The sequence below is a fragment of the Acidovorax sp. SDU_ACID1 genome, assembly GCF_045291395.1.
Lineage (GTDB): Bacteria > Pseudomonadota > Gammaproteobacteria > Burkholderiales > Burkholderiaceae_C > MR-S7.
Genome location: NZ_CP152342.1, coordinates 478104 through 497453, shown reverse-complemented (window position 1 = coordinate 497453; position 19350 = coordinate 478104). Strand labels below are relative to the sequence as shown.

Below are 19350 nucleotides of genomic sequence, written 5' to 3'. Positions count from 1 at the left end.
GCATCCGGGACAATAGGCCCCATGTCGGACACTCCCCATTTGCTCATCCCCCTGGCCGCGAGCCACGCCGAGGGATGCGCGCAGGCGATGCAGCGCCTCGCCCTGCCCCACCTGGACGCGCTGCTCGCGCGCCTCACGCCCCTGGAGGCCGATCCCGGAGAAGAAACCGATTTCGCCCCGCCCCACGAGCGCGCCCTGGCCCGCCACCTGCACCTGCCCGGCGCCCCCACGCCCTGGGCCGCCTGGCATGCCCGGCGCCAGGACGGCGCCTGGGCCTTCATCACGCCCTGCCAGTGGCACGTGGGCGCCGACCACGTGACGCTGACCGACCCGGCCGCCCTGCGGCTCGACGAGGCCGACTCGCACGCGCTGCTCGCCATCCTGGCGCCGTGGTTCGCCGAGGACGGCATCACGCTCGCCTACGACCAGCCCACGCGCTGGCTGGCGCGCGGCGCGGTGTTCGAGGGCCTGGCCACCGCCTCGCTCGACCGCGTGGTGCAGCGCGACGTGCGCGCCTGGCTGCCGGATACCGGCCAGGCCCGGCCGATCCACCGCCTGCACAGCGAGATGCAGATGCTGCTCTACACCCACCCGTTCAACGACGCGCGCGCCTCCCGGGGCCTGCCGCCCGTCAACGCCTTCTGGGTGCACGGCGCCGGCGCCCTGCCCCAGCCACCCACACCGGTGACGCCGCCCGAGGTGCCCTCCACCCTGCGCGACGCCGCGCTGCGCGAGGACTGGCCCGCCTGGACCGCCGCCTGGCAGGCGCTGGACGCCGGCCCCGTCGCCCGCCTGGCCGCGCACGTGGCCGCCGGCGGCGCGGTGCGGCTCACGCTCTGCGGCGAGCGCGGCGCGCTGGCGTGGCATGCCGCCCCGCGCGGCCTGCGCCAGAAGATTCAAAGCCTTTTCAAGCCCCAGCGCTTTACCAGCTTGCGCGAGCAGCTATGAAGATAGTAGCTAGAGACATTCCCCCCGCGCCGCCTGGGCGCTGGAGCAGGCCGGCGTGCACCCGCTGCTGGCGCGCCTGTACGCCGCGCGCGGCATCACCGGCCAGCACGAGCTGGACGACGCCCTCGCCCGCCTGCTGCCGCCCCACACCCTGCGCGGCGCGCGCGAGGCCGCCGCGTTGCTGGCCGACGCCATCGCCCAAGACAAGCGCCTGATGATCGTGGCCGACTACGACTGCGACGGCGCCACCGCCTGCGCCGTGGGCGTGCGGGGCCTGCGGCTGCTGGGCGCGCGGCACGTTCAGTACCTCGTGCCCGACCGCGTGGTGGACGGCTACGGCCTCACCCCACCCATCGCGCGGCGCGTGGCGCAACAGGGCGCCCAAGTCCTCATCACCGTGGACAACGGCATCGCCAGCTGCGAGGGCGTGGCCGAGGCCAAGGCGCTGGGCCTGGCCGTGCTCGTCACCGACCACCATCTGCCCGGCCCCCAGCTCCCCGAGGCCGACGCCATCGTCAACCCCAACCAGCCCGGCTGCACGTTCGAGAGCAAGTCCATCGCCGGCGTGGGCGTCATGTTCTACGTGCTCATGCAGCTGCGCGCCGAGCTGCGCGCGCGCGGCGTGTTCGACGCGGCCAGCCAGCCCCGGCTGGAGCCGCTGCTGCCCCTGGTCGCCCTGGGCACCGTGGCCGACGTGGTGCGGCTGGACTGCAACAACCGGCGCCTCGTCGCCCAGGGCCTCAAGCGCATCCGCGCGGGCCAGATGCAGCCGGGCATCCAGGCGCTGTTCGACGCGGCCGGCCGCAAGGCGCCCGCGGCCACCACCTTCGACTTCGGCTTCGCGCTCGGTCCGCGCATCAACGCCGCGGGGCGCCTGGCGGACATGACCATCGGCATCGAGTGCCTGCTGACCGATGACCCCGCGCGCGCCGCCCAGCTCGCGCGCCAGCTCGACGCCATCAACCGCGAGCGCCGCGAGCTGGAGGGCGGCATGCGCGAGCAGGCCATGCTGCTGGCCGAGAGCCTGTTCGAGGAGGGCGACGCGCCGCCGCCCGCCATCAGCGTGTTCGACCCGGACTTCCACGAGGGCGTGGTGGGCATCGTCGCCTCGCGCCTCAAGGACAAGCTGCACCGCCCCAGTTTCGTGTTCGCGGCCAGCAGCGAAGGCGGCAAACTCAAAGGCTCGGGCCGCTCCATCCCGGGCTTCCACCTGCGCGACGCGCTGGACCTCGTGGCCAAGCGCCACCCCGGCGTGGTGCTGAAGTTCGGCGGCCACGCCATGGCCGCCGGCTGCACCGTGGCGGCAGAGCATTACCCCACCTTCGAGCAGGCCTTCGCCCAGGTGGCGCAGGAATGGCTGGACGCCGCCACCCTCACCCGCCGCCTGGAGACCGACGGCCCCTTAGCCCCCGAGTACTGCCGCGCCGAGCTCGTGGACACGCTGCACCGCGAGGTCTGGGGCCAGGGCTTCGCGCCGCCCACCTTCAGCGAGGAGGTGCAGGTGCTGAGCCAGCGCCTGGTGGGCGAGGCGAAGAACCACTTGTCCATCAAGCTGCTGCACCAGGGCCAGCCGGTGGACGCCATCTGGTTCGGCCACACCGAGCCGCTGCCCGAGCGCGCGCTGCTGGCGTTCCGGCTCGACGTGAACGAGTGGCGCGGCGAGCGGCGGGTGCAGTTCCTGGTGGAAGGGGTGGAGTTCTGATTTCCTGGTGAAATCAGGCTCCATCGCTTGACTGGCAAGCGCGGGCAGCTATCTTTTCAGAAGCTCTCCCAATCCCCGTCCGCCTGCGCGGACGCAGCGGCGGGGGCCTTGGCCGGCAGTTGCGCCTGCGCGGGCCTGGGCGGCGCCTTGCGGGCGAGCGTCGTCACGCCGGGCGTCGTCACGCGGGGTGCCCCAACGCTGGGCGCCTTGGCCGCAGCGGCCACCGCGGGCCGGGCCGCGGACACGGGCGCGAGCGCAGGCCGGCGCACGGCGGGCGGGGCGCTGGCCACATGGCCCACGTTGAACACCGACACCACCTGCGCCAGCCGCTGCGCCTGTTCGTGCATGGCGGCCGCCGCGGCGGTGGACTGCTCCACCAGCGCGGCGTTCTGCTGCGTCATCTGGTCCAGGTTGGCAACGGCCTGGTTCACCTGCGAGATGCCGTCACGCTGCTCCGTGGAAGAGGCGGTGATCTCCCCGATCAGGTCGCTCACGCGGCGCACGCTGTGCACGATGTCGTGCATGCTCTGGCCCGCCTGCTCCACCTGGGCCGATCCGGCCTGCACGTTGTCCACGCTGGCGGTGATGAGCTGCTTGATCTCCTTGGCGGCTTCCGCACTGCGCTGCGCCAGGCTGCGCACCTCGCCGGCCACCACCGCGAAGCCCCGGCCCTGCTCGCCCGCGCGCGCCGCTTCCACGGCGGCGTTGAGCGCCAGGATGTTGGTCTGGAACGCGATGCCGTCGATCACGCCGATGATGTCGGCGATCTTGCGGCTGGACTCCGTGATGTGCTGCATGCTGCTCACCACCTGGCCCACCACGTCGCCGCCGCGCTCGGCCGCCTGCGCGGCGTTGGCGGCCAGCTGGTTGGCCTGGCGCGCCGTGTCGGCCGACTGGGTGACAGTGGCGGTGAGCTCTTCCATGCTGGCTGCCGTCTCCTCCAGGTTGGCGGCCGTCTGCTCGGTGCGCGCCGACAGGTCCTGGTTGCCGGTGGCGATCTCGCTGGAGGCGGAGGAGACCGATTCCACCCCCGAACGCACCTCGCTCACCACGCCGCGCAGCCGCGCGCCCATGGCCGAGAGCGAGCGCAGCATGTGGCCCAGTTCGTCGCCGCGCTCGTCGTGCACGTCCTGCGTCAGGTCGCCCGCCGCGATGGCATCGGCCATGCCCACGGCCCGCCCCAGCGGGCGCGTGATCGAGCGCACGAAGAGCCCCGCCAGCACCACGCCGACGAGCACCACCGCCAACGCGATGGCCGCCCCCACCCAGAGGGCGCGGTGGCGGTGCTGCAGGGCGTCCTGCTTGGCGGCGTCGCGCTGGCGCTCCTGCAGCTGCACGTAGCCGTCCTGCTCGCCCACGTAGCGGGCCACGGCGGGCAGCAGCTTGCTGTCCACGATGTCCACCACGCTGGCGTAGTCGCCGTCGGCGCGCGCCTTGCCGCCGGCGGCGTTGAACTCCAGCACCTGCTTGCGCGCGGCGGCCACGCGCTCGAGCTGGGCGCGGTCCTCCGCCGTGAAGGCGCGCTCGTCGATCTGCTTCTGGACGGCGCTGATGGCCTGGATGCCCTCCTTGGACTGCTGGCGCATGCGCTCGGCCAGGGCCTCGTCGGGCACCCGCAGCGCCATGACGGCCTGCTCGACGGCCAGCGCCGACAGGCCCTTCCAGCGCAGGGCCAGGCTGATGCGGTCTTCGTTGGCCTGCACGATGCGCGCGGCCTCGTCGTCCAGGTGGACCAGGTAGGCCAGCAGGCCGCCCAGCAGCGCCAGCATGGAGAGCATCAGCCCCAGGATGAGGGCCCACAGCTTGCGGGCGACCGGCATATCGTTGAGATTCATGGCGCGTTCACTTGTGCGGAAAAAGAGGGGAAAAGAGCCGTTGGTGCGAGGGGACGTAGTTTCTCACCTGCGCACATTTCCTCACAGATTCTTGTGCCGCCCGGCGCCTTCCGTGCCGTAACCACAACGCCCTCCCCGTCAAAAGGTGCGTCCTACAATGGCCCGGTGACCATCCCACTGAACGCCGACCTGCACTGCCACTCCGTCGTCTCCGACGGCACCCTCACCCCCGAGGAACTGGCCGCGCGCGCCCACGCGGGCGGCGTCGCGCTCTGGGCGCTGACCGACCACGACGAGATCGGCGGCCAGCACCGCGCCGCCGCCGCCGCAAACGCGCTGGGCATGGACTACCTCACGGGCGTGGAGATCTCCGTCACCTTCGCCGACACCACGGTGCACATCGTGGGCCTGGGCTTCGACGCCGACGACGCGCAGCTCGCGCAGGGACTGGCCGACACGCGCGGCGGCCGCGGCGGGCGGGCGCAGGAGATCGCGCACCAGCTGGCCGGGGCCGGCATCCCCGGCGCCTACGAGGGCGCGCTACGCTACGCGGGCAACCCGGAGCTGATCTCGCGCACGCACTTCGCGCGCTTTCTCGTCGAAACCGGCGCCTGCCACGACACGGCGGAGGTCTTCCGCCGCTATCTCACCGAAGGCAAGCCCGGCTTCGTGCCGCACCGCTGGGCCACGCTGGGCAATGCGGTGCGCTGGATCACCGAGGCGGGCGGCATGGCCGTGATCGCCCACCCCGCGCGCTACAAATTCAGCGCCAACGAGGAATACGCGCTGTTCACCGAGTTCAAGCAGCACGGCGGCCTGGGCGTGGAGGTGGTCACCGGCAGCCACACGCCCGCCGAATACCCCGTCTACGCCGCCATGGCGCGCGAATTCGGCCTGGCCGCCTCGCGCGGCAGCGACTTCCACAGCCCGGACGAATCCCACGTCGACCTGGGCGCCCTGCCGCCCCTGCCCTCGGGGCTCACTCCCGTCTGGGAGCAGCTGGCCGGACGCATCCAGCGCGCATAGTTCCCACCATGGCCCAGTACTTCGAAGCCCACCCCGACAACCCGCAGCCGCGCCTGCTCAAGCAGGCCGCCGGCCTGCTCGCCAGCGGCGGCCTGTTGGCCGTGCCCACCGACTCCAGCTACGCGCTGGTCTGCCAGCTCGACGACAAGCAGGCCGTGGACCGGCTGCGCCGCGTGCGCCAGATCGACGAGAAGCACCACCTCACGCTGCTGTGCCGCGACCTGTCGGAGCTGGCCAGCTACGCCCATGTGGACAACCGGCAGTACCGCCTGCTCAAGCTGGCCACGCCGGGGCCCTACACCTTCATCCTGGACGCGACCAAGGAAGTGCCGCGCCGCGTGAGCCACCCGCAGCGCAAGACCATCGGCCTGCGTGTGCCCGACCGCAAGGGCCTGCAGATGCTGCTGGAACTGCACGGCGCGCCGCTGCTGGCCACCACGCTGATCCCGGCGGGCGAGACCGATCCCCTGAACGACCCGCAGGACATCCGCGAGCGCTACGAGCGTCTGGTCGACGGCATCGTGGATGCCGGCGCCTGCCCCCTGGAACCCACCACGGTGCTGGACCTCACGCCCATGGGCACGGGCGGCGAGCCGGTGGTGGTGCGCGAGGGCGCGGCAGCCTGCAGGCGCTGGGTCTTTAAGCCAAATCGGCCTCCAGCGCTTATCCAGCAAGCGCAACCAGCTCTTATTTCAGTAGCAACTGGCCGGCGGCGGGCGCATCGTCGTCGTCCAGCTTGAACGCGCCCACGGCCTGCTGCAGGTCGCCGGCGCGCTCCTTCAGCGCGGCGGCGGCGTGCGCGGCCTGCTGCACCAGGGCGGCGTTGTGCTGGGTGGCGCCGTCCATGTGGGCCACGGCCTGGTTCACATGGCCGATGCCGTCGCTCTGCTCCTCCAGCGCGTGCGAGATCTCGCCCAGCAGGCCGCTCACCTGGCCCACGGACTGCACGATTTCCTGCATGGTCTGCCCGGCCTGGCCCACGAGGCCGGCGCCGCTTTGCACCTGCTCCACGGACTGCTGGATCAGCGCCTTGATCTCGCGCGCCGCCACGGCGCTGCGCTGCGCCAGGTTGCGCACCTCGCTGGCCACCACCGCGAAGCCCCGGCCCTGCTCGCCAGCGCGCGCGGCCTCCACGGCCGCGTTGAGCGCCAGGATGTTGGTCTGGAACGCGATGCCCTCGATGACCTGGATGATGTCCACGATCTTGCGCGAGCTGCCGCTGATCGCGTCCATGGTCTGCACCACCTCGCCCACCACGGTGCCGCCGCGGCTGGCGGTGTGCGACGCGTTCACCGCCAGGCTGCTGGCCGAGCGCGCGCGGTCCGCGTTCTGGCGCACGGTGGCCGTGAGCTGCTCCATGCTGGCCGCCGTCTGCGTGAGTGCGGACACCTGCTCCTCGGTGCGGCGCGACAGGTCCACGTTGCCCGCCTCGATCTCGCCGGACGACACGCCGATGGCGTCGGCCGACTGCTTGATGCGCCCGACCAGCTCGGTCAGCGTGTCCTCCATGGTGCCCAGGGCGCCCAGCAGGCGGCCGAAGTCGCCGCCCAGCTCGGAGCTGAACTCCTGGCTCAGGTCGCCCGAGGCCACCGTCTCGGCGATCAGGATGGCCTGCGACAGCGGCTGCACGATGCCGCGGCGCAGCGACCACAGCGACAGCAACGCCACCGCCACGGCGGCGCCCCCCAGGATCCAGACCCAGAGGACGGCCGCGCCCGCCCCGCCCGCCGGCTGCGCCAGCCCCCACAGAGCCACGGCCATGAGTGCGCACACCCACACCGCCAGCGACCCGAACGCCAGCGTGAGGCGCACTCCAATCGTCATCCGGTCCATACCCTTGGTCTCCTGTCGTATTCGTTTTTCCTGTTGCAATTGGCAACAATCCGGGCGATGCTAACAAGCTTTGGCGGAGCCTGCAGTGCGTAATTCCCACGTCTGAGACAATCGGCGGCGTGGACCTTTCCAATCTCATCCAAACCGTACTCATCTACGCACTGCCCGTGCTGTTCGCCATCACGGTGCATGAAGCGGCCCACGGCTACGCGGCCCGGCACTTCGGCGACAACACCGCGCTGATGATGGGGCGCATCACGCTCAACCCCCTCAAGCACATCGACCCGGTCGGCACCATCCTGATGCCGCTGCTGCTCTATTTCGCCACGTCCGGCGCCTTCCTGTTCGGCTATGCCAAGCCCGTGCCGGTGAACTTCGGCCACCTGCGCAATCCCAAGCGCGACATGATCTGGGTGGCGCTGGCGGGGCCCGCGTCCAACTTCGTGCAGGCCATCGCCTGGGCGCTGCTGCTGGTGGCGCTGGTGGCCTTCGGGGTCGGCGAGCGGTTCTTCCTGGAGATGGCCCGCGCGGGCATCCTGGTGAACCTGGTCATGTGGGCCTTCAACCTGTTTCCGCTGCCGCCGCTGGACGGCGGCCGCATCCTCGCCGGCCTGCTGCCCTGGCGGCAGGCGCAGTGGCTCGCGCGCATCGAGCCCTACGGCTTCTTCATCGTGCTGGCGCTGGTGGTGGCAGGCATCGTGGGCACGCTCTGGCTGCGCCCGCTGATGTCGCTGGGCTATGCTGCTATCGACCTGCTGATCTCCCCTCTCACCGCTTTGCTTCGATAAATGTCCACCACGCGCTTTCTCACCGGCATCACCCCTTCGGGCACGCCGCACCTGGGCAACTACGCGGGCATGATGCGCCCGGCCATCGCCGCCACCCGCACGCCGGGGGTGGAGAACTTCTATTTCCTGGCCGACTACCACGCCCTCATCAAGTGCCAGGAACCCGAGCGCGTGCACCGCTCCACACTGGAGATCGCCGCGAGCTGGCTGGCCGCGGGCCTGGACCCGCAGCAGGTGACGTTCTACCGCCAGTCCGACATCCCCGAGATTCCCGAGCTGACCTGGTTCCTCACCTGCGTGACCGGCAAGGGGGTGCTCAACCGCGCCCATGCCTACAAGGCAGCGCAGGACAAGAACCACGAGGCCGGCCGCGACGGCGACGACGGCGTGAGCGCGGGCCTGTTCATGTACCCCGTGCTCATGGGCGCCGACATCCTGCTGTTCAACGCCCACAAGGTGCCCGTGGGCCGCGACCAGATCCAGCACATCGAGATGGCGCGCGACATGGCCGCGAGCTTCAACCACCTCTACGGCGAGCACTTCACGCTGCCCGAGGCGGCGATCGAGGACAGCGTGGCCACGCTGGCGGGCCTGGACGGCCGCAAGATGAGCAAGAGCTACGACAACACCATCCCGCTGTTCGCGCCGCGCGAGCAGTTGAAGAAGCTCATCGGCGCCATCGTCACCGACTCGCGCGCGCCCGGCGAGCCCAAGCAGGTCGAGGGCTCGGCCCTGTTCCAGATGTACCAGGCCTTCGCCACGCCCGGCGAAACCGCCGCCATGCGCCAGGCGTTCGCAGGCGGCATCGCCTGGGGCGAGGCCAAGCAGCAGCTGTTCGACTGCATCGACCGCGAGATCACGCCCATGCGCGCGCGCTACGACGACCTGATGGCCCACCCGGAGAAGGTGGAGGCCCAGCTGCAGATCGGCGCCGAGCGCGCCCGCGCCATCGCCCGCCCCTTCCTGCAGCAGCTGCGCACCGCCGTGGGCCTGCGCCCGCTGACCGCGCAGCCCCAGGCCGCGAAGGCCGGCAAGGCGGACAGGGCGCAGTTGCCCTCGTTCAAGCAGTACCGCGAGGCGGCGGACGGCAAGTTCTACTTCAAGCTCGTGGCCGCCGATGGCCGCCTGCTGCTGCAAAGCACGGGCTTCGACGCGCCGCGCGACGCGGGCCAGGCCATCGCCCGGCTGCAAAAGGAAGCAGGCGCCCTTCAGGCCCTGGCGCCCCACCTCGCGCCCGTGGAAGGCGCAGGCCCCGAGGAGGCCGCCGCCGCCCTGCGCGCCCTGGCGGCCGCGGCGGAGTGACCTGCTACTTTTTCAATAGCTACCCGCGCTTTCCTGGAAAGCGCCAGAAGCCAAAAACGTACCAACGAAAGGGGAGTCATGCGCATAGCGGCTTTGGACGACGATACGCTCCAGCTTGAACTCTTCACCCATGCCCTCACGGACATGGGCCACGTCTGCCGCACCTACACCACCGGCGCGGCACTGCTCAAGGACCTGCGGCGCGAGACCTTCGACCTGCTGATCGTGGACTGGCACCTGCCCGACACCACCGGCCCCGAGATCGTGGGCTGGGTGCGCGAGCACATCGGCGCCGACCTGCCCATCCTCTTCGTCACCAACCGCCAGGAGGAGCGCGACATCGTGCAGGGCCTGGCCTGCGGCGCCGACGACTTCATGGCCAAGCCCGTGCGCGTGGGCGAGCTGTCCGCCCGCGTGGGCGCCCTGCTGCGCCGCGCCTACCCGGCCGCCACCAACCACGTGCTGGAGTTCGGCCCCTACCGCTTCCTGCCCGAAACGCGCACGCTGGAGATGAACGGCGCGCCCGTGGAGCTCAAGACGCGCGAATACGAGCTGGCGCTGTTCCTGTTCCAGAACATGGGCCGCCTGCTCTCGCGCGACCACCTGCGCGAAATCATCTGGGGCCAGAGCGCCGAGGTCATCTCGCGCTCGCTCGACACCCACATCTCGCGCCTGCGCACGCTGCTCGACCTGCGGCCTGCCAACGGCTACATGATCACGGCCGTGTACGGCGTGGGCTACCGCTTCGAAGCCGTGAAGCCGCCCGAGGACGAGCCCGCCGCCGGCGCCACCCTACCGTAGGCCGAGGACAACGACATGGCTACTTTCCACCGCCGATGGGCCCACGGATGCCGCGCGGCATCCCTCGCGCTGGCGCTCACCGCCTGCGGGTTCGCGTACGCCGAGGGCGATTTCGTGGAGCACCGCGTGCAGCCCGGCGACACGCTGGAGGCCCTGTCCGCCCAGTACCTGGGCTCCCCGCGCCTGTGGCAGCGCCTGCAGGCGCACAACCAGGTGGGCAACCCGCGCCACCTGCAGCCCGGCACGGTGCTGCGCATCCCCGCCGAACTGCTGCCCCTGGGCTCGGCCCGCGTGAGCTTCGTGCAGGGCGACGCCCGCGTCCTCCTGCCCGGCGCCGCCGACCCGGTGGCGCTGCAGACCGGCCAGGACCTGCCCGAGGGCGCGCGCGTGCAGGTGCCCGCCGACGGGTTCATCAACGTGCGCCTGAGCGACGGCACCATGATCCGCGTGCAGGCCGACTCCGACGTGCGGCTGCAGCAGTTGCGCCGGCGCGGCCGCGCGGGCGACGCGCAGTCGGTGCTGGAGCTGCAGCGCGGCAGCGTCGAATCCACGGTGCCTCCCAGCCAGGCGGCGCGCGCCGCTTCGAGATCCGCACGCCCATGGCCTCGACCAGCGTGCGCGGTACCCGCTTCGCCGTGCAGTTGCAGGGCGACGGCCGCACGCTAGCCGCCGTCACGGAAGGCACGGTGGCCGTCGACCAGCGCCAGGCCGCGCGGGCCGCGGGCACTTCCTCGGCCCAGGTGCGCGGCGGCCAGGGCGTGGCCGTGTCGGCGGACGGCACCGTGGGCGCGCCGCAGGCCCTGCTGCCCGCGCCCGACCTGTCGGCATTGCCGGCCTCGGTGCACGATGCCGACTTCCTGTCCCTGGCGCTCACCCCCGTGGCCGGCGCGGTGGCCTACCAGGTGCAGGTGGCGCGCGACGCCGATCTCACCGAAGTGCTGCGCAGCGGCGCCTTCCCCACGCCGGCCCTGCGCCTGCGCGCCGTGGAAGACGGCCACTACCACATCGCGGTGCGCGCCGTGGATGCCACAGGCCTGCCCGGCCTGCCGGCGCGGCGCGCCATCACCGTCAAGGCGCACCCCGTGCCGCCCCTGTACCAGGCACCTGCGGCGGGCGGCACGCTCCGCGCACGCAAGGCGCGCTGGCATGCACCGCCGTCGTGGGCGTGGCGCGCTACCGCATCCAGGTGGCGCAGGACGAAAACTTCGCAGCCCCCGTGCTCGACACCACCGCGCCGGACTGCGGCGCGCAGGTGGCCGCGCTCGCGCCCGGCCGCTACCACTGGCGCGCGGCGAGCATCCGCGAGCTGCCCGGCGGCGCGCAGGACCAGGGCCCGTACGCCCTGCCCCAGGCGTTCACGGTCGCCGACAACCCCGCAGCGCTGAGCGCCGCCGCATTGAGCACAGGCGGCGACGACCAGCCCGGCCTGCGCCTGCGCTGGCCGGCGGAGCCGGGCCAGAGCTTCCGCGTGCAGGTCTCGGCCAGCGAGGACTTCTCCGCGCCCCTGGTGGACGAACGGCTGGAGGCGCCTGCCTGGTCGTCCACCACCCTGCCGCCGGGCGACTATTTCGTGCGCATCCAGACCCGCGACCCCTCGGGGCTGGAGAGCGACTTCTCCACCCCGCGCCAGGTGCGCGCGCAGCCCCCGGTGCGCTCGGGCGCGGGCCTGCCCGTCACCGCGGCGGACGGCCGCCCGCTGTCGCGCCCCTGAGCTCCATGAGCGCCCGCCCGGCCGCCGCGAGAGCCGCTCGCGCCGCAGCGCGGTGCGCGGGAGCCGGCCGGTGAGCCCGGCCATCGTGCAGGCACGCAGCCGGGCCGGCCTGCGCCGCGAATGGCTGGTGCTGTCCGCCCTGCTGCTGGGCCTGGTGGCCTGGCTGTGCGCCAGCGACGGCCTGCGCCGCCTCGACCACCTGGTGCAGGACGCGGGCATGCGCCTGCACGCGCTGCCGGCGCACCCGGACATCGCCATCGTCGCCATCGACGACCGCAGCATCGAGGCCATCGGCCGGTGGCCCTGGCGCCGCGCACTGCACGCGCAGCTGGTGCGGCAGATTTCCGAGCAATCGCCCCGCGCCCTGGGCCTGGACATCCTGTTCGGCGAGGAAGACCCCGACTACCCCGGCGACGACCTGCTGCTGGCCCGCGCGCTGGAAAGCAGCGGCCACGCCGTGCTGCCCGTGGCGCGGCGCGGCCAGGGCGGCACCGCCGACCTGCCGCTGCCCGCGCTGCACCAGGCGGCCTCGGCCCTGGGCCACGTGCAGGTGCAGGTGGATTCCGACGGCGTGGCGCGCGGCCTGTTCAGGCTCGAAGGCCCCGCATCGGCGCCCTGGCCGCACTTCAGCACAGCCCTGCTGTGCGCCGAGGACTCCACCCGCCCGCAATGCGCAGCCTCCACGGACGCGGGCACAGGGCCCTGGGTACGGCAGGACCCGCAGATCCTGGCCTTCGCGCGCGGCCAGCCGGCGTTCGCCACCTATTCCTACATCGACGTGCTGACAGGCCAGGCGCCCGCCAACGCCCTGCGCGACAAATACGTGCTCGTGGGCGCCACCGCCACCGGCCTGGGCGACATGTTCGCGGCGCCCGTGGCCTCGCGCTCCGAGCGCATCGCCGGCGTGGAGCTGATCGCCCATGCGCTCAACGCCGAACTGGCGCAGTCGCGCATCCAGCCCGCCCCGCTGGCCTGGAACCTGGCTTTCAACCTCGCGCCGGTGGCGCTGGCGCTGCTGGGCATCCTGCTGCTGGGACCGCTGGCGGGCCTGATGTCCTGCGCCGCCTGGTTCGCCGGCACCCTGGCCGCCGCCATGCTGGCGCCGGGCCTGGCAGGCTGGCAGCTCGCCGCCGCACCGGCACTGGCCGGCGTGGCGCTGGTCTATCCGCTGTGGAGCTGGCGCCGCCTCAGCGCCGCCGCGCATTTCCTGCAGCTGGAGATGCAGGAGCTGCAGCGCGCCGGCCTGTCGCCGCTGCCCGAACAGCCCGAGCGTCCGCTGCTGCGCGGCGACGTGCTGGAGCGGCGCATCCAGGCCGTGGAGGACGCCACCCGGCGGCTGCGCAAGCTGCACCACTTCGTGAGCAACAGCCTGCAGCACCTGCCCTCGCCCACCTTCGTGTGCGACGCCGGCGGCCGGGTGACCCTGGCCAACGAAGCGGCGCTGCGCTACTGCCCGCAGCCCCCGCTGGGCCTGCCCATCACGCGGGTGCTGGCGGACCTGGTGCAGTCCGAAACCGGAGCGCCGCTGCTGCCCCGGGACGCGCGCCAGCTGGCCTCCATGCCGCCCCAGCAGGAAGCGCGCGACGCCCAGGGGCGCCACCTGCTCATGCTGTGCAAACCCTTCTCGGACGACGACAGCACGCTCTGGCTGACCACGCTCGTGGACCTGACGGACATGCGCCGCGCCCAGGCCCAGCGCGACCAGGCACTGAACTTCATCTCGCACGATATCCGCGCGCCCATTGCCTCCATCCTCACCCTGCTGGAGATGCAGCGCGCGTTTCCAGGCCGGATGGCGCAGCCGGAACTGCTGGCCCGCATCGACCGCTATGCCCAATCCTCTCTGACCATGGCGCAGGGCTTCGTGCGCCTGGCCAGCGCCCAGGCCGATACCTACCACCACGCCCCGTTCGACCTGGCCGCCGCGCTGGAGGAGGCCGTGGACGATGCCTGGGCCAGCGCGCACAAGCGCGGCGTGCGGGTCCAGCTCGCCCCCGGGCCTGCCCATGCCGCCTGCCTGGGCGACCGCAACCTCGTGTGCCGCGCCATCGGCAACGTGCTGGGCAACGCCATCAAGTTCAGCCCCGCGGGGGGCACCGTGCACTGCGCGCTGCAGGCCCAGGCCCCCTGCTGGGTGGTATCCGTGCGCGACGAAGGCCCCGGCATCGCGCAGGAACTGCAGGCCGACCTGTTCCAGCCCTTCAAGCGCCTGCACGGAGAAAGCCATCCCGACATCGGCGGCGTGGGCCTGGGCCTGGCGCTGGTGCACACCGTGGTCCAGCGGCACGGCGGCCGCGTGGAGGTGCGCAGCGAGGGGGGCAAGGGGGCCGAGTTCCGGCTGGTGCTGCCGCAGGCGGATGCGCCAGAAGCCGAAAGAGACGCCTGAGCGCCAGGCCCAATTGGCGCCTCCCTCCTACATCCACCGGCCGCCCCGAAAGCCAGCATAGGCACCTCTGCGCCTTGCGCTCGGGCCCAAGGCGTTCCTTGCGATGAAGCGAGAGCGTACACATGGCTGCTGCTGACAAGGGCAAGGCCCCCACATCGACCCGCACCCTGTGGAAGGGGGCGATCAGTTTCGGGCTCGTGCACATCCCGGTGGGCCTGTACTCCGCCACGGCCAATTCAGGGATCGATTTCGACTGGCTCGACAAACGGTCCATGGAGCCCGTGGGCTACAAGCGGGTGAACAAGGCCACGGGCAAGGAAGTGGCGGCCGCAGACATCGTCCGCGGCGTCGCGTTCGAGGAGGGTCGGTATGTCGTGCTCTCCCCGGAGGAGATTGCCGCAGCCTTTCCCAAGACCACGCAGACCATCGAGATCGAAACCTTCATCGACGCGGATGAAATCCCGTTCGTGTACCTCGAGCGCCCCTACTACACCGCACCGCTCAAGCGCGGCGAAAAGGTCTATGCCCTGCTGCGGGAAGCCCTGCGCAAGAGCAACAAGGTGGGGATCGCGAAGGTGGTGATCCAGTCCAAGCAGCACCTGGCGGTGCTCATCCCCTGCGGCCGCGCGCTCATCCTGAACCTGCTGCGTTGGGGCGGCGAGATCCGCTCGTTCGAGCAGCTCGATCTTCCCCCGCAGGACACCAAGGCGGCCGGGATCAAGGAAGCGGAGCTGGCGATGGCGATGCAGTTGATCGACGACATGACGCAGACCTGGAACGCGGACCAGTTCCGCAATTCGTTCGCCGAAGAGATCCACAAGCTCGTCGAGACCAAGGCCACTGCGGGAGAGATCACCCAGGTGGCCAAGGTGGCGGAGACCGAACGGGCACCCGCAGGCGCGGAGGTGCTGGATCTCACCGCGCTGCTCAAGCGCAGCCTGGCCGGCAAGCCCCCGCCCCGCCCCACGCGCGCAAAAGCAGCGCCTGCGCCGCCCGCAGCCAAGTCTGCGGCGCCGCAAAAGCCTGCCTCCAAGCCTGCTGCCAAGACCTCGCCGCGCAAGAGCGCTTCGGCCAAGGAGGCCCAGCAGACAGCGCGCCGCCGCGCGGCCCCTTGAGGAGACAGGCCCATGAAAGACACCCTGGCGCCCTACAGGAAGAAGCGCGACTTCACCGTCACGCCCGAACCTGCGCAGGGAGGCCAGCCGGGCGGGGACGCCTTGCAGTACGTGATCCAAAAGCATTGGGCCAGCCGGCTGCACTATGACCTGCGCCTTGAAATCGGCCGTGCCATGAAGAGCTGGGCGGTGCCCAAGGGGCCCAGCTACGACCCTGCCGACAAGCGCATGGCCGTGCAGGTGGAAGACCATCCGCTCTCGTACAACGACTTCGAGGGCCAGATCCCGGCCAAACAGTACGGCGCCGGGCGCGTCATCATCTGGGATCGGGGATATTGGGTGCCCATCGGCGATCCGGAGGAAGGCTATCGCCAGGGCAGGCTGAAATTCACGCTCCATGGACACAAGCTGCAGGGGCGCTGGACCCTGGTGCGGATGCACGGCCGGGGCGACGAGAAGCAGCCCGCCTGGCTGTTCATCAAGGAGCGCGACGGTTTGGAGCGCCCTGCCAGCGAATTCGACGTGGTGCAGGCCCTGCCCGACAGCGTCGCGTTAGCCCCGCCGCTGGCCGTCCCGGCCCCGCAAGCCGATGTACCTGCGAAGGGGCCGCCGCGGGCACGCCTTCCCCCACGCTTGCGCCCCAGCTGGCCACCCTCGTGGAAGCGCCGCCGCACGACGCGGAGCAATGGGTATGGGAGCTGAAGTTCGACGGCTACCGCGTGCTGGCGCATATCGCCTCCGGCCAGGTGCGCCTCGTCACCCGCAACGGCAACGACTGGACTTCACGCATGCCTGCCATTGCCCGGGCCATGGCCGCACTGCCGCTGCGTTCGGGCTGGATCGACGGGGAGGTGCTGGTGCTCGACAGCAAGGGCATCCCCGATTTCCAGGCATTGCAGAACGCCTTCGACCAGCGCTCGACCGCCAACCTCGTCTTCTATGCCTTCGACCTGCCCTATGCGGACGGACGGGACCTGCGCGCACTGCCCCTCGTCGAGCGGCGGGAGATGCTCCAGGCGGCCATCGGGGGCGCAACAACGGACGAGGTGCGTTTCAGCGAAGCCTTCGAGGCCCAGCCGGATGCGCTGATGCTTTCCGCCTGCCGGCTGGGCTTCGAGGGCGTCATCGGCAAGCGCAAGAACAGTGCATATACCTCCCACCGCAGCACCGACTGGATCAAGCTCAAGTGCAGCCACCGCCAGGAGTTCGTCATCGGCGGCTACACCGACCCGCAAGGCTCGCGCACAGGCTTCGGCTCGCTGCTGCTGGGCGTCCATGACGCGAAGGGCGTGCTGCGCCATGCCGGCAATGTCGGCTCCGGATTCAGCGAGCATGTGCTGGCGGAACTGCTGCGCAAGCTGCAAACGCTGCGGGCCGAGGAAGCGCCTTTCCGCCTGCCCCCCGCCCTGGGCCGCAAGGCCCACTGGGTGGAGCCCCGGCTCGTGGCCGAGGTGTCCTTTGCCGGGTGGACGAAGGAAGGCAAGGTGCGCCACGCCGTCTTCCGCTGCCTGCGCGAGGACAAGCCCGCGCTGGCGATCATCCGGGAGCAGCCCCAGCGGCTGGCGTCCGCCCCACCCAAGAAGGCGGCGGAAGGCCCGGTGAAAATCTCGAACCCTCAGCGGGTCATCGATACCCTCAGTGGCGTAACCAAGATGGACCTGGTGCGCTACTACGCGACGGTTGCGCCGCTGCTGCTGCCCCATCTCCAGGGCCGGCCCGTTTCTCTGGTGCGGGCGCCCGAAGGCGTGGAAGGCCCCTTGTTCTTCCAGAAGCACCTGGACACCGCGCAGATGAAGGGCGTCCGGGCGCTCGCAGAACATCTGTACCCCGGCCATCCGCCCCTGCTGGAAGTGGCAACGCCGCAAGGCCTGGCGTCGGCGGCGCAGATGAACACCGTGGAATTCCACACCTGGAATGCCCGCAAGGACCGGATCGACCGGCCGGACCGCATGACCTTCGACCTCGACCCCGGCGAGGGCGTGCCCTGGGAGCACGTGCAGGAAGCTGCCACGCTGGTGCGTGTCCTGCTTACCGAGCTCGGCCTCTCGCCCTGGCTGAAGACCAGCGGCGGCAAGGGGTTGCACATCGTCGTGCCCATCAAGCGTCTGCATGGCTGGGACACGGTGAAGGGTTTCAGCCAAGCCGTGGTGCAGCACCTCGCATCGGCCATACCGCAGCGCTTCGTGGCCAAGAGCGGTCCCAGGAACCGGGTGGGCAAGATTTTCGTGGACTACCTGCGCAACGGCTTCGGCGCGACGACCGCAAGCGCCTGGACGGCCCGGGCGCGGCCGGGCATGGGAGTGTCGGTGCCTGTGGCCTGGTCCGAGCTGGACATGCTCACCAGCTCTGCCCACTGGACCGTGCAGAACGTGGGCAAGCGGCTGCCTGCCGGCAACGGTCCCTGGCAGGGCTATGAAGCGGAGGCAGTATCGCTCGCGCCGGCCATGCAGGCGCTCGGGCATCGGCCGGAAGGCTGACGAGGCCAATCGCGACCGCCGTTAGCCGGCCTGGACGCCCCGCTAGCGCGTGCCTGGTGCAGTTCCAGCCGGAGCACCCATGCCCTCGCGGCCTGGGGCCGTGGGCGTATCGCCTCTTTGCACTTCCGATTGCCGGGTCGTGCCGTCGCCTTCGGGGCCTCCGGTTTGCTGGGTAGAACGCCACTCGCCGCTGTGTGTCGGACAAGCCGCTCTGTGCAGGGGCGAAAAATCCCGGCAGCTACCAGGGAGCCCACAGGAACAGCATCGCCAACACGACGGCGATCACCAGGATGGTCAGGGTCTTGGCAGTGGCGAACTGGTTGCGCCCCGACGAATGGGGCACTTGGCCGGAGGATGTCTTGGCTTTCTGCATGGCGCTCTCCAAGGAGGGTGGACCCTCTCCACCATATCGGGACCGGCTGGCGTTCTCGTAAGACAGCCGCTTGAAGTGTTCACCGGGCCATGCGCTTTTCAAGCTCCCGTGCCGCGCTCCGGCCCCGCGCCCCGATGCGCCTTCGTCCATTCATACGGACTGCCGTCGGGCAGGCTCCGGGCCTCCACCGCGTTCACCCCTGCCCGGCCCACGCTCTGCTCCAGTTCGCTCGAGATGCAGACATGGTTCTTGCCTGCCTGGCGCTTGGCTTCACAGAACTTCAGGGCCTGGGCGAGCTGGTTGGGAGTGAATGCCTCCATCGCCGGCATGCCCGGTGCTTCCTGCCAATACACGACGATGCCCATGTTGTGACCTCCACGCCCGGTATCCACCAGGACAGAGAAGAGCCCGCACGAGGCGGGCTTGCTGCGCTATTCGGGAATGCTCTGCGGTGGATTGGGCTCCACATTGTTCACCTGCGCATTTCCCTGGTTGACCTCGCTGGTTTGCGAGCGGCCCCGATTGTCGTCCTTGGGATTGCGCTCGGGATTCTGGCCCGGCTGTGGCTGGGTTTGCGGGTGCGTGTCTTGCTGCGGCATGGCGATCTCCTTGTGGACTTGAACACAGGCGAATTGCCTGCAAACCCATTGGAAGACGTGCCGCTCCTGGCGCCGGTCAGTCCGCTCCGACAAAAGGGTAGGAAAGCATCAGCCCGGAATGTTTTGCGGGATGCCCTCGCTGGGCTGGCCAGGCGGCGGCGCCGGCGGCAGGTCGCCTGGGGGGCGTGGCAATTCATCCGGCACGGTGTGCAGCGGATGCTCCTTGGGGTCTTGGGGGGTCGCCATAGGGCACTCCATGGTGGATCAAAGTGAAGACGGATGCCTCGACTTTGCGCGCCCCGCAAGAGGCGTCTGTAGGACGGCGGCGCCAGCCGCCCATCACTAAGGCCAAAGAAAAAGGCCTGATGCTGTTCAGCATCAGGCCCTTACAGTATTGGCGGAGAGGGTCTCCGCCAATTTTACGTCCAATACCATCCAGATATTTAAAACAACA

Annotated in this window: 16 protein-coding genes and 3 pseudogenes; 13 read left to right on the top strand and 6 right to left on the bottom strand. The window is 70.7% G+C overall.

The genetic code is table 11. From position 1 onward, the window contains the following. Nucleotides 1-21: 21 nt before the first annotated feature. The gene (locus tag AAG689_RS02405; RefSeq protein ID WP_406624611.1) at nucleotides 22-948 is read left to right on the top strand and encodes a phosphoglycerate mutase; all 927 of its coding nucleotides are present in this window, start codon (nucleotides 22-24) and stop codon (nucleotides 946-948) included. Next, a pseudogene (gene recJ / locus AAG689_RS02400) lies at nucleotides 945-2650 on the top strand (single-stranded-DNA-specific exonuclease RecJ). Before AAG689_RS02405 ends, recJ begins: the two are co-directional and overlap by 4 nt. 56 nt (nucleotides 2651-2706) lie before the next feature. Here the strand turns inward: recJ and AAG689_RS02395 are convergent. Then, nucleotides 2707-4485, bottom strand: coding sequence for a methyl-accepting chemotaxis protein (locus AAG689_RS02395; RefSeq protein WP_406624610.1), 1779 nt, complete (start codon nucleotides 4483-4485; stop codon nucleotides 2707-2709). 165 nt (nucleotides 4486-4650) lie between these two features. Between AAG689_RS02395 and AAG689_RS02390 the strand changes: the two genes are divergently transcribed. Then, the gene (locus AAG689_RS02390; RefSeq protein WP_020228760.1) at nucleotides 4651-5511 is read left to right on the top strand and encodes a 3',5'-nucleoside bisphosphate phosphatase; all 861 of its coding nucleotides are present in this window, start codon (nucleotides 4651-4653) and stop codon (nucleotides 5509-5511) included. Nucleotides 5512-5519: 8 nt separating this feature from the next. Further along, a pseudogene (locus AAG689_RS02385) lies at nucleotides 5520-6154 on the top strand (L-threonylcarbamoyladenylate synthase). Between the two features lie 44 nt (nucleotides 6155-6198). Here the strand turns inward: AAG689_RS02385 and AAG689_RS02380 are convergent. Then, nucleotides 6199-7335, bottom strand: a complete 1137-nt coding sequence (locus tag AAG689_RS02380) for a methyl-accepting chemotaxis protein (protein ID WP_406624609.1) — start codon at nucleotides 7333-7335, stop codon at nucleotides 6199-6201. A 128-nt stretch (nucleotides 7336-7463) separates the two neighbouring features. On the opposite strand from AAG689_RS02380, the gene AAG689_RS02375 reads away from it, so the two are divergent. The 9 genes and pseudogenes from AAG689_RS02375 (at nucleotide 7464) to ligD (ending at nucleotide 17924) form a co-directional block, all read left to right on the top strand. Continuing rightward, nucleotides 7464-8132 (top strand): site-2 protease family protein, encoded by a 669-nt coding sequence (locus AAG689_RS02375; protein ID WP_020228763.1) that lies wholly within the window; start codon nucleotides 7464-7466, stop codon nucleotides 8130-8132. Continuing rightward, a complete protein-coding gene (locus AAG689_RS02370) occupies nucleotides 8133-9434 on the top strand; it encodes a tryptophan--tRNA ligase (protein ID WP_406624608.1) in 1302 nt (433 codons plus the stop codon). It begins immediately after the preceding gene. A 78-nt stretch (nucleotides 9435-9512) separates the two neighbouring features. After that, entirely contained in the window at nucleotides 9513-10235 is a 723-nt protein-coding gene (locus AAG689_RS02365; RefSeq protein ID WP_406624607.1) for a response regulator transcription factor, read from the top strand. A gap of 15 nt (nucleotides 10236-10250) precedes the next feature. Further along, on the top strand, nucleotides 10251-10901 hold the full coding sequence (locus AAG689_RS02360) for a LysM peptidoglycan-binding domain-containing protein (RefSeq protein WP_406624606.1): 651 nt from the start codon (nucleotides 10251-10253) through the stop codon (nucleotides 10899-10901). After that, nucleotides 10835-11620: a hypothetical protein gene (locus tag AAG689_RS02355; protein WP_406624605.1), complete on the top strand. Its 786-nt coding sequence runs from the start codon at nucleotides 10835-10837 to the stop codon at nucleotides 11618-11620. Before AAG689_RS02360 ends, AAG689_RS02355 begins: the two co-directional genes overlap by 67 nt. An 11-nt stretch (nucleotides 11621-11631) precedes the next feature. After that, the gene (locus tag AAG689_RS02350) at nucleotides 11632-11946 is read left to right on the top strand and encodes a hypothetical protein (RefSeq protein ID WP_406624604.1); all 315 of its coding nucleotides are present in this window, start codon (nucleotides 11632-11634) and stop codon (nucleotides 11944-11946) included. 70 nt (nucleotides 11947-12016) lie between these two features. Next, nucleotides 12017-14332 (top strand): CHASE2 domain-containing protein, encoded by a 2316-nt coding sequence (locus tag AAG689_RS02345; RefSeq protein WP_406624603.1) that lies wholly within the window; start codon nucleotides 12017-12019, stop codon nucleotides 14330-14332. A gap of 122 nt (nucleotides 14333-14454) precedes the next feature. Further along, on the top strand, nucleotides 14455-15447 hold the full coding sequence (locus AAG689_RS02340; RefSeq protein WP_406624602.1) for a Ku protein: 993 nt from the start codon (nucleotides 14455-14457) through the stop codon (nucleotides 15445-15447). 12 nt (nucleotides 15448-15459) lie between these two features. Beyond that, nucleotides 15460-17924, top strand: a pseudogene (gene ligD / locus AAG689_RS02335) (DNA ligase D). Between the two features lie 238 nt (nucleotides 17925-18162). Here the strand turns inward: ligD and AAG689_RS02330 are convergent. From AAG689_RS02330 to AAG689_RS02315, 4 genes are all read right to left on the bottom strand, one after another. Next, on the bottom strand, nucleotides 18163-18297 hold the full coding sequence (locus tag AAG689_RS02330) for a hypothetical protein (RefSeq protein ID WP_406624601.1): 135 nt from the start codon (nucleotides 18295-18297) through the stop codon (nucleotides 18163-18165). Nucleotides 18298-18395: 98 nt separating this feature from the next. Continuing rightward, the gene (locus AAG689_RS02325; protein ID WP_406624600.1) at nucleotides 18396-18662 is read right to left on the bottom strand and encodes a hypothetical protein; all 267 of its coding nucleotides are present in this window, start codon (nucleotides 18660-18662) and stop codon (nucleotides 18396-18398) included. 66 nt (nucleotides 18663-18728) lie between these two features. Further along, nucleotides 18729-18896, bottom strand: coding sequence for a hypothetical protein (locus tag AAG689_RS02320; RefSeq protein ID WP_406624599.1), 168 nt, complete (start codon nucleotides 18894-18896; stop codon nucleotides 18729-18731). A gap of 108 nt (nucleotides 18897-19004) precedes the next feature. Next, entirely contained in the window at nucleotides 19005-19142 is a 138-nt protein-coding gene (locus tag AAG689_RS02315) for a hypothetical protein (RefSeq protein ID WP_406624598.1), read from the bottom strand. Nucleotides 19143-19350: the final 208 nt, after the last annotated feature.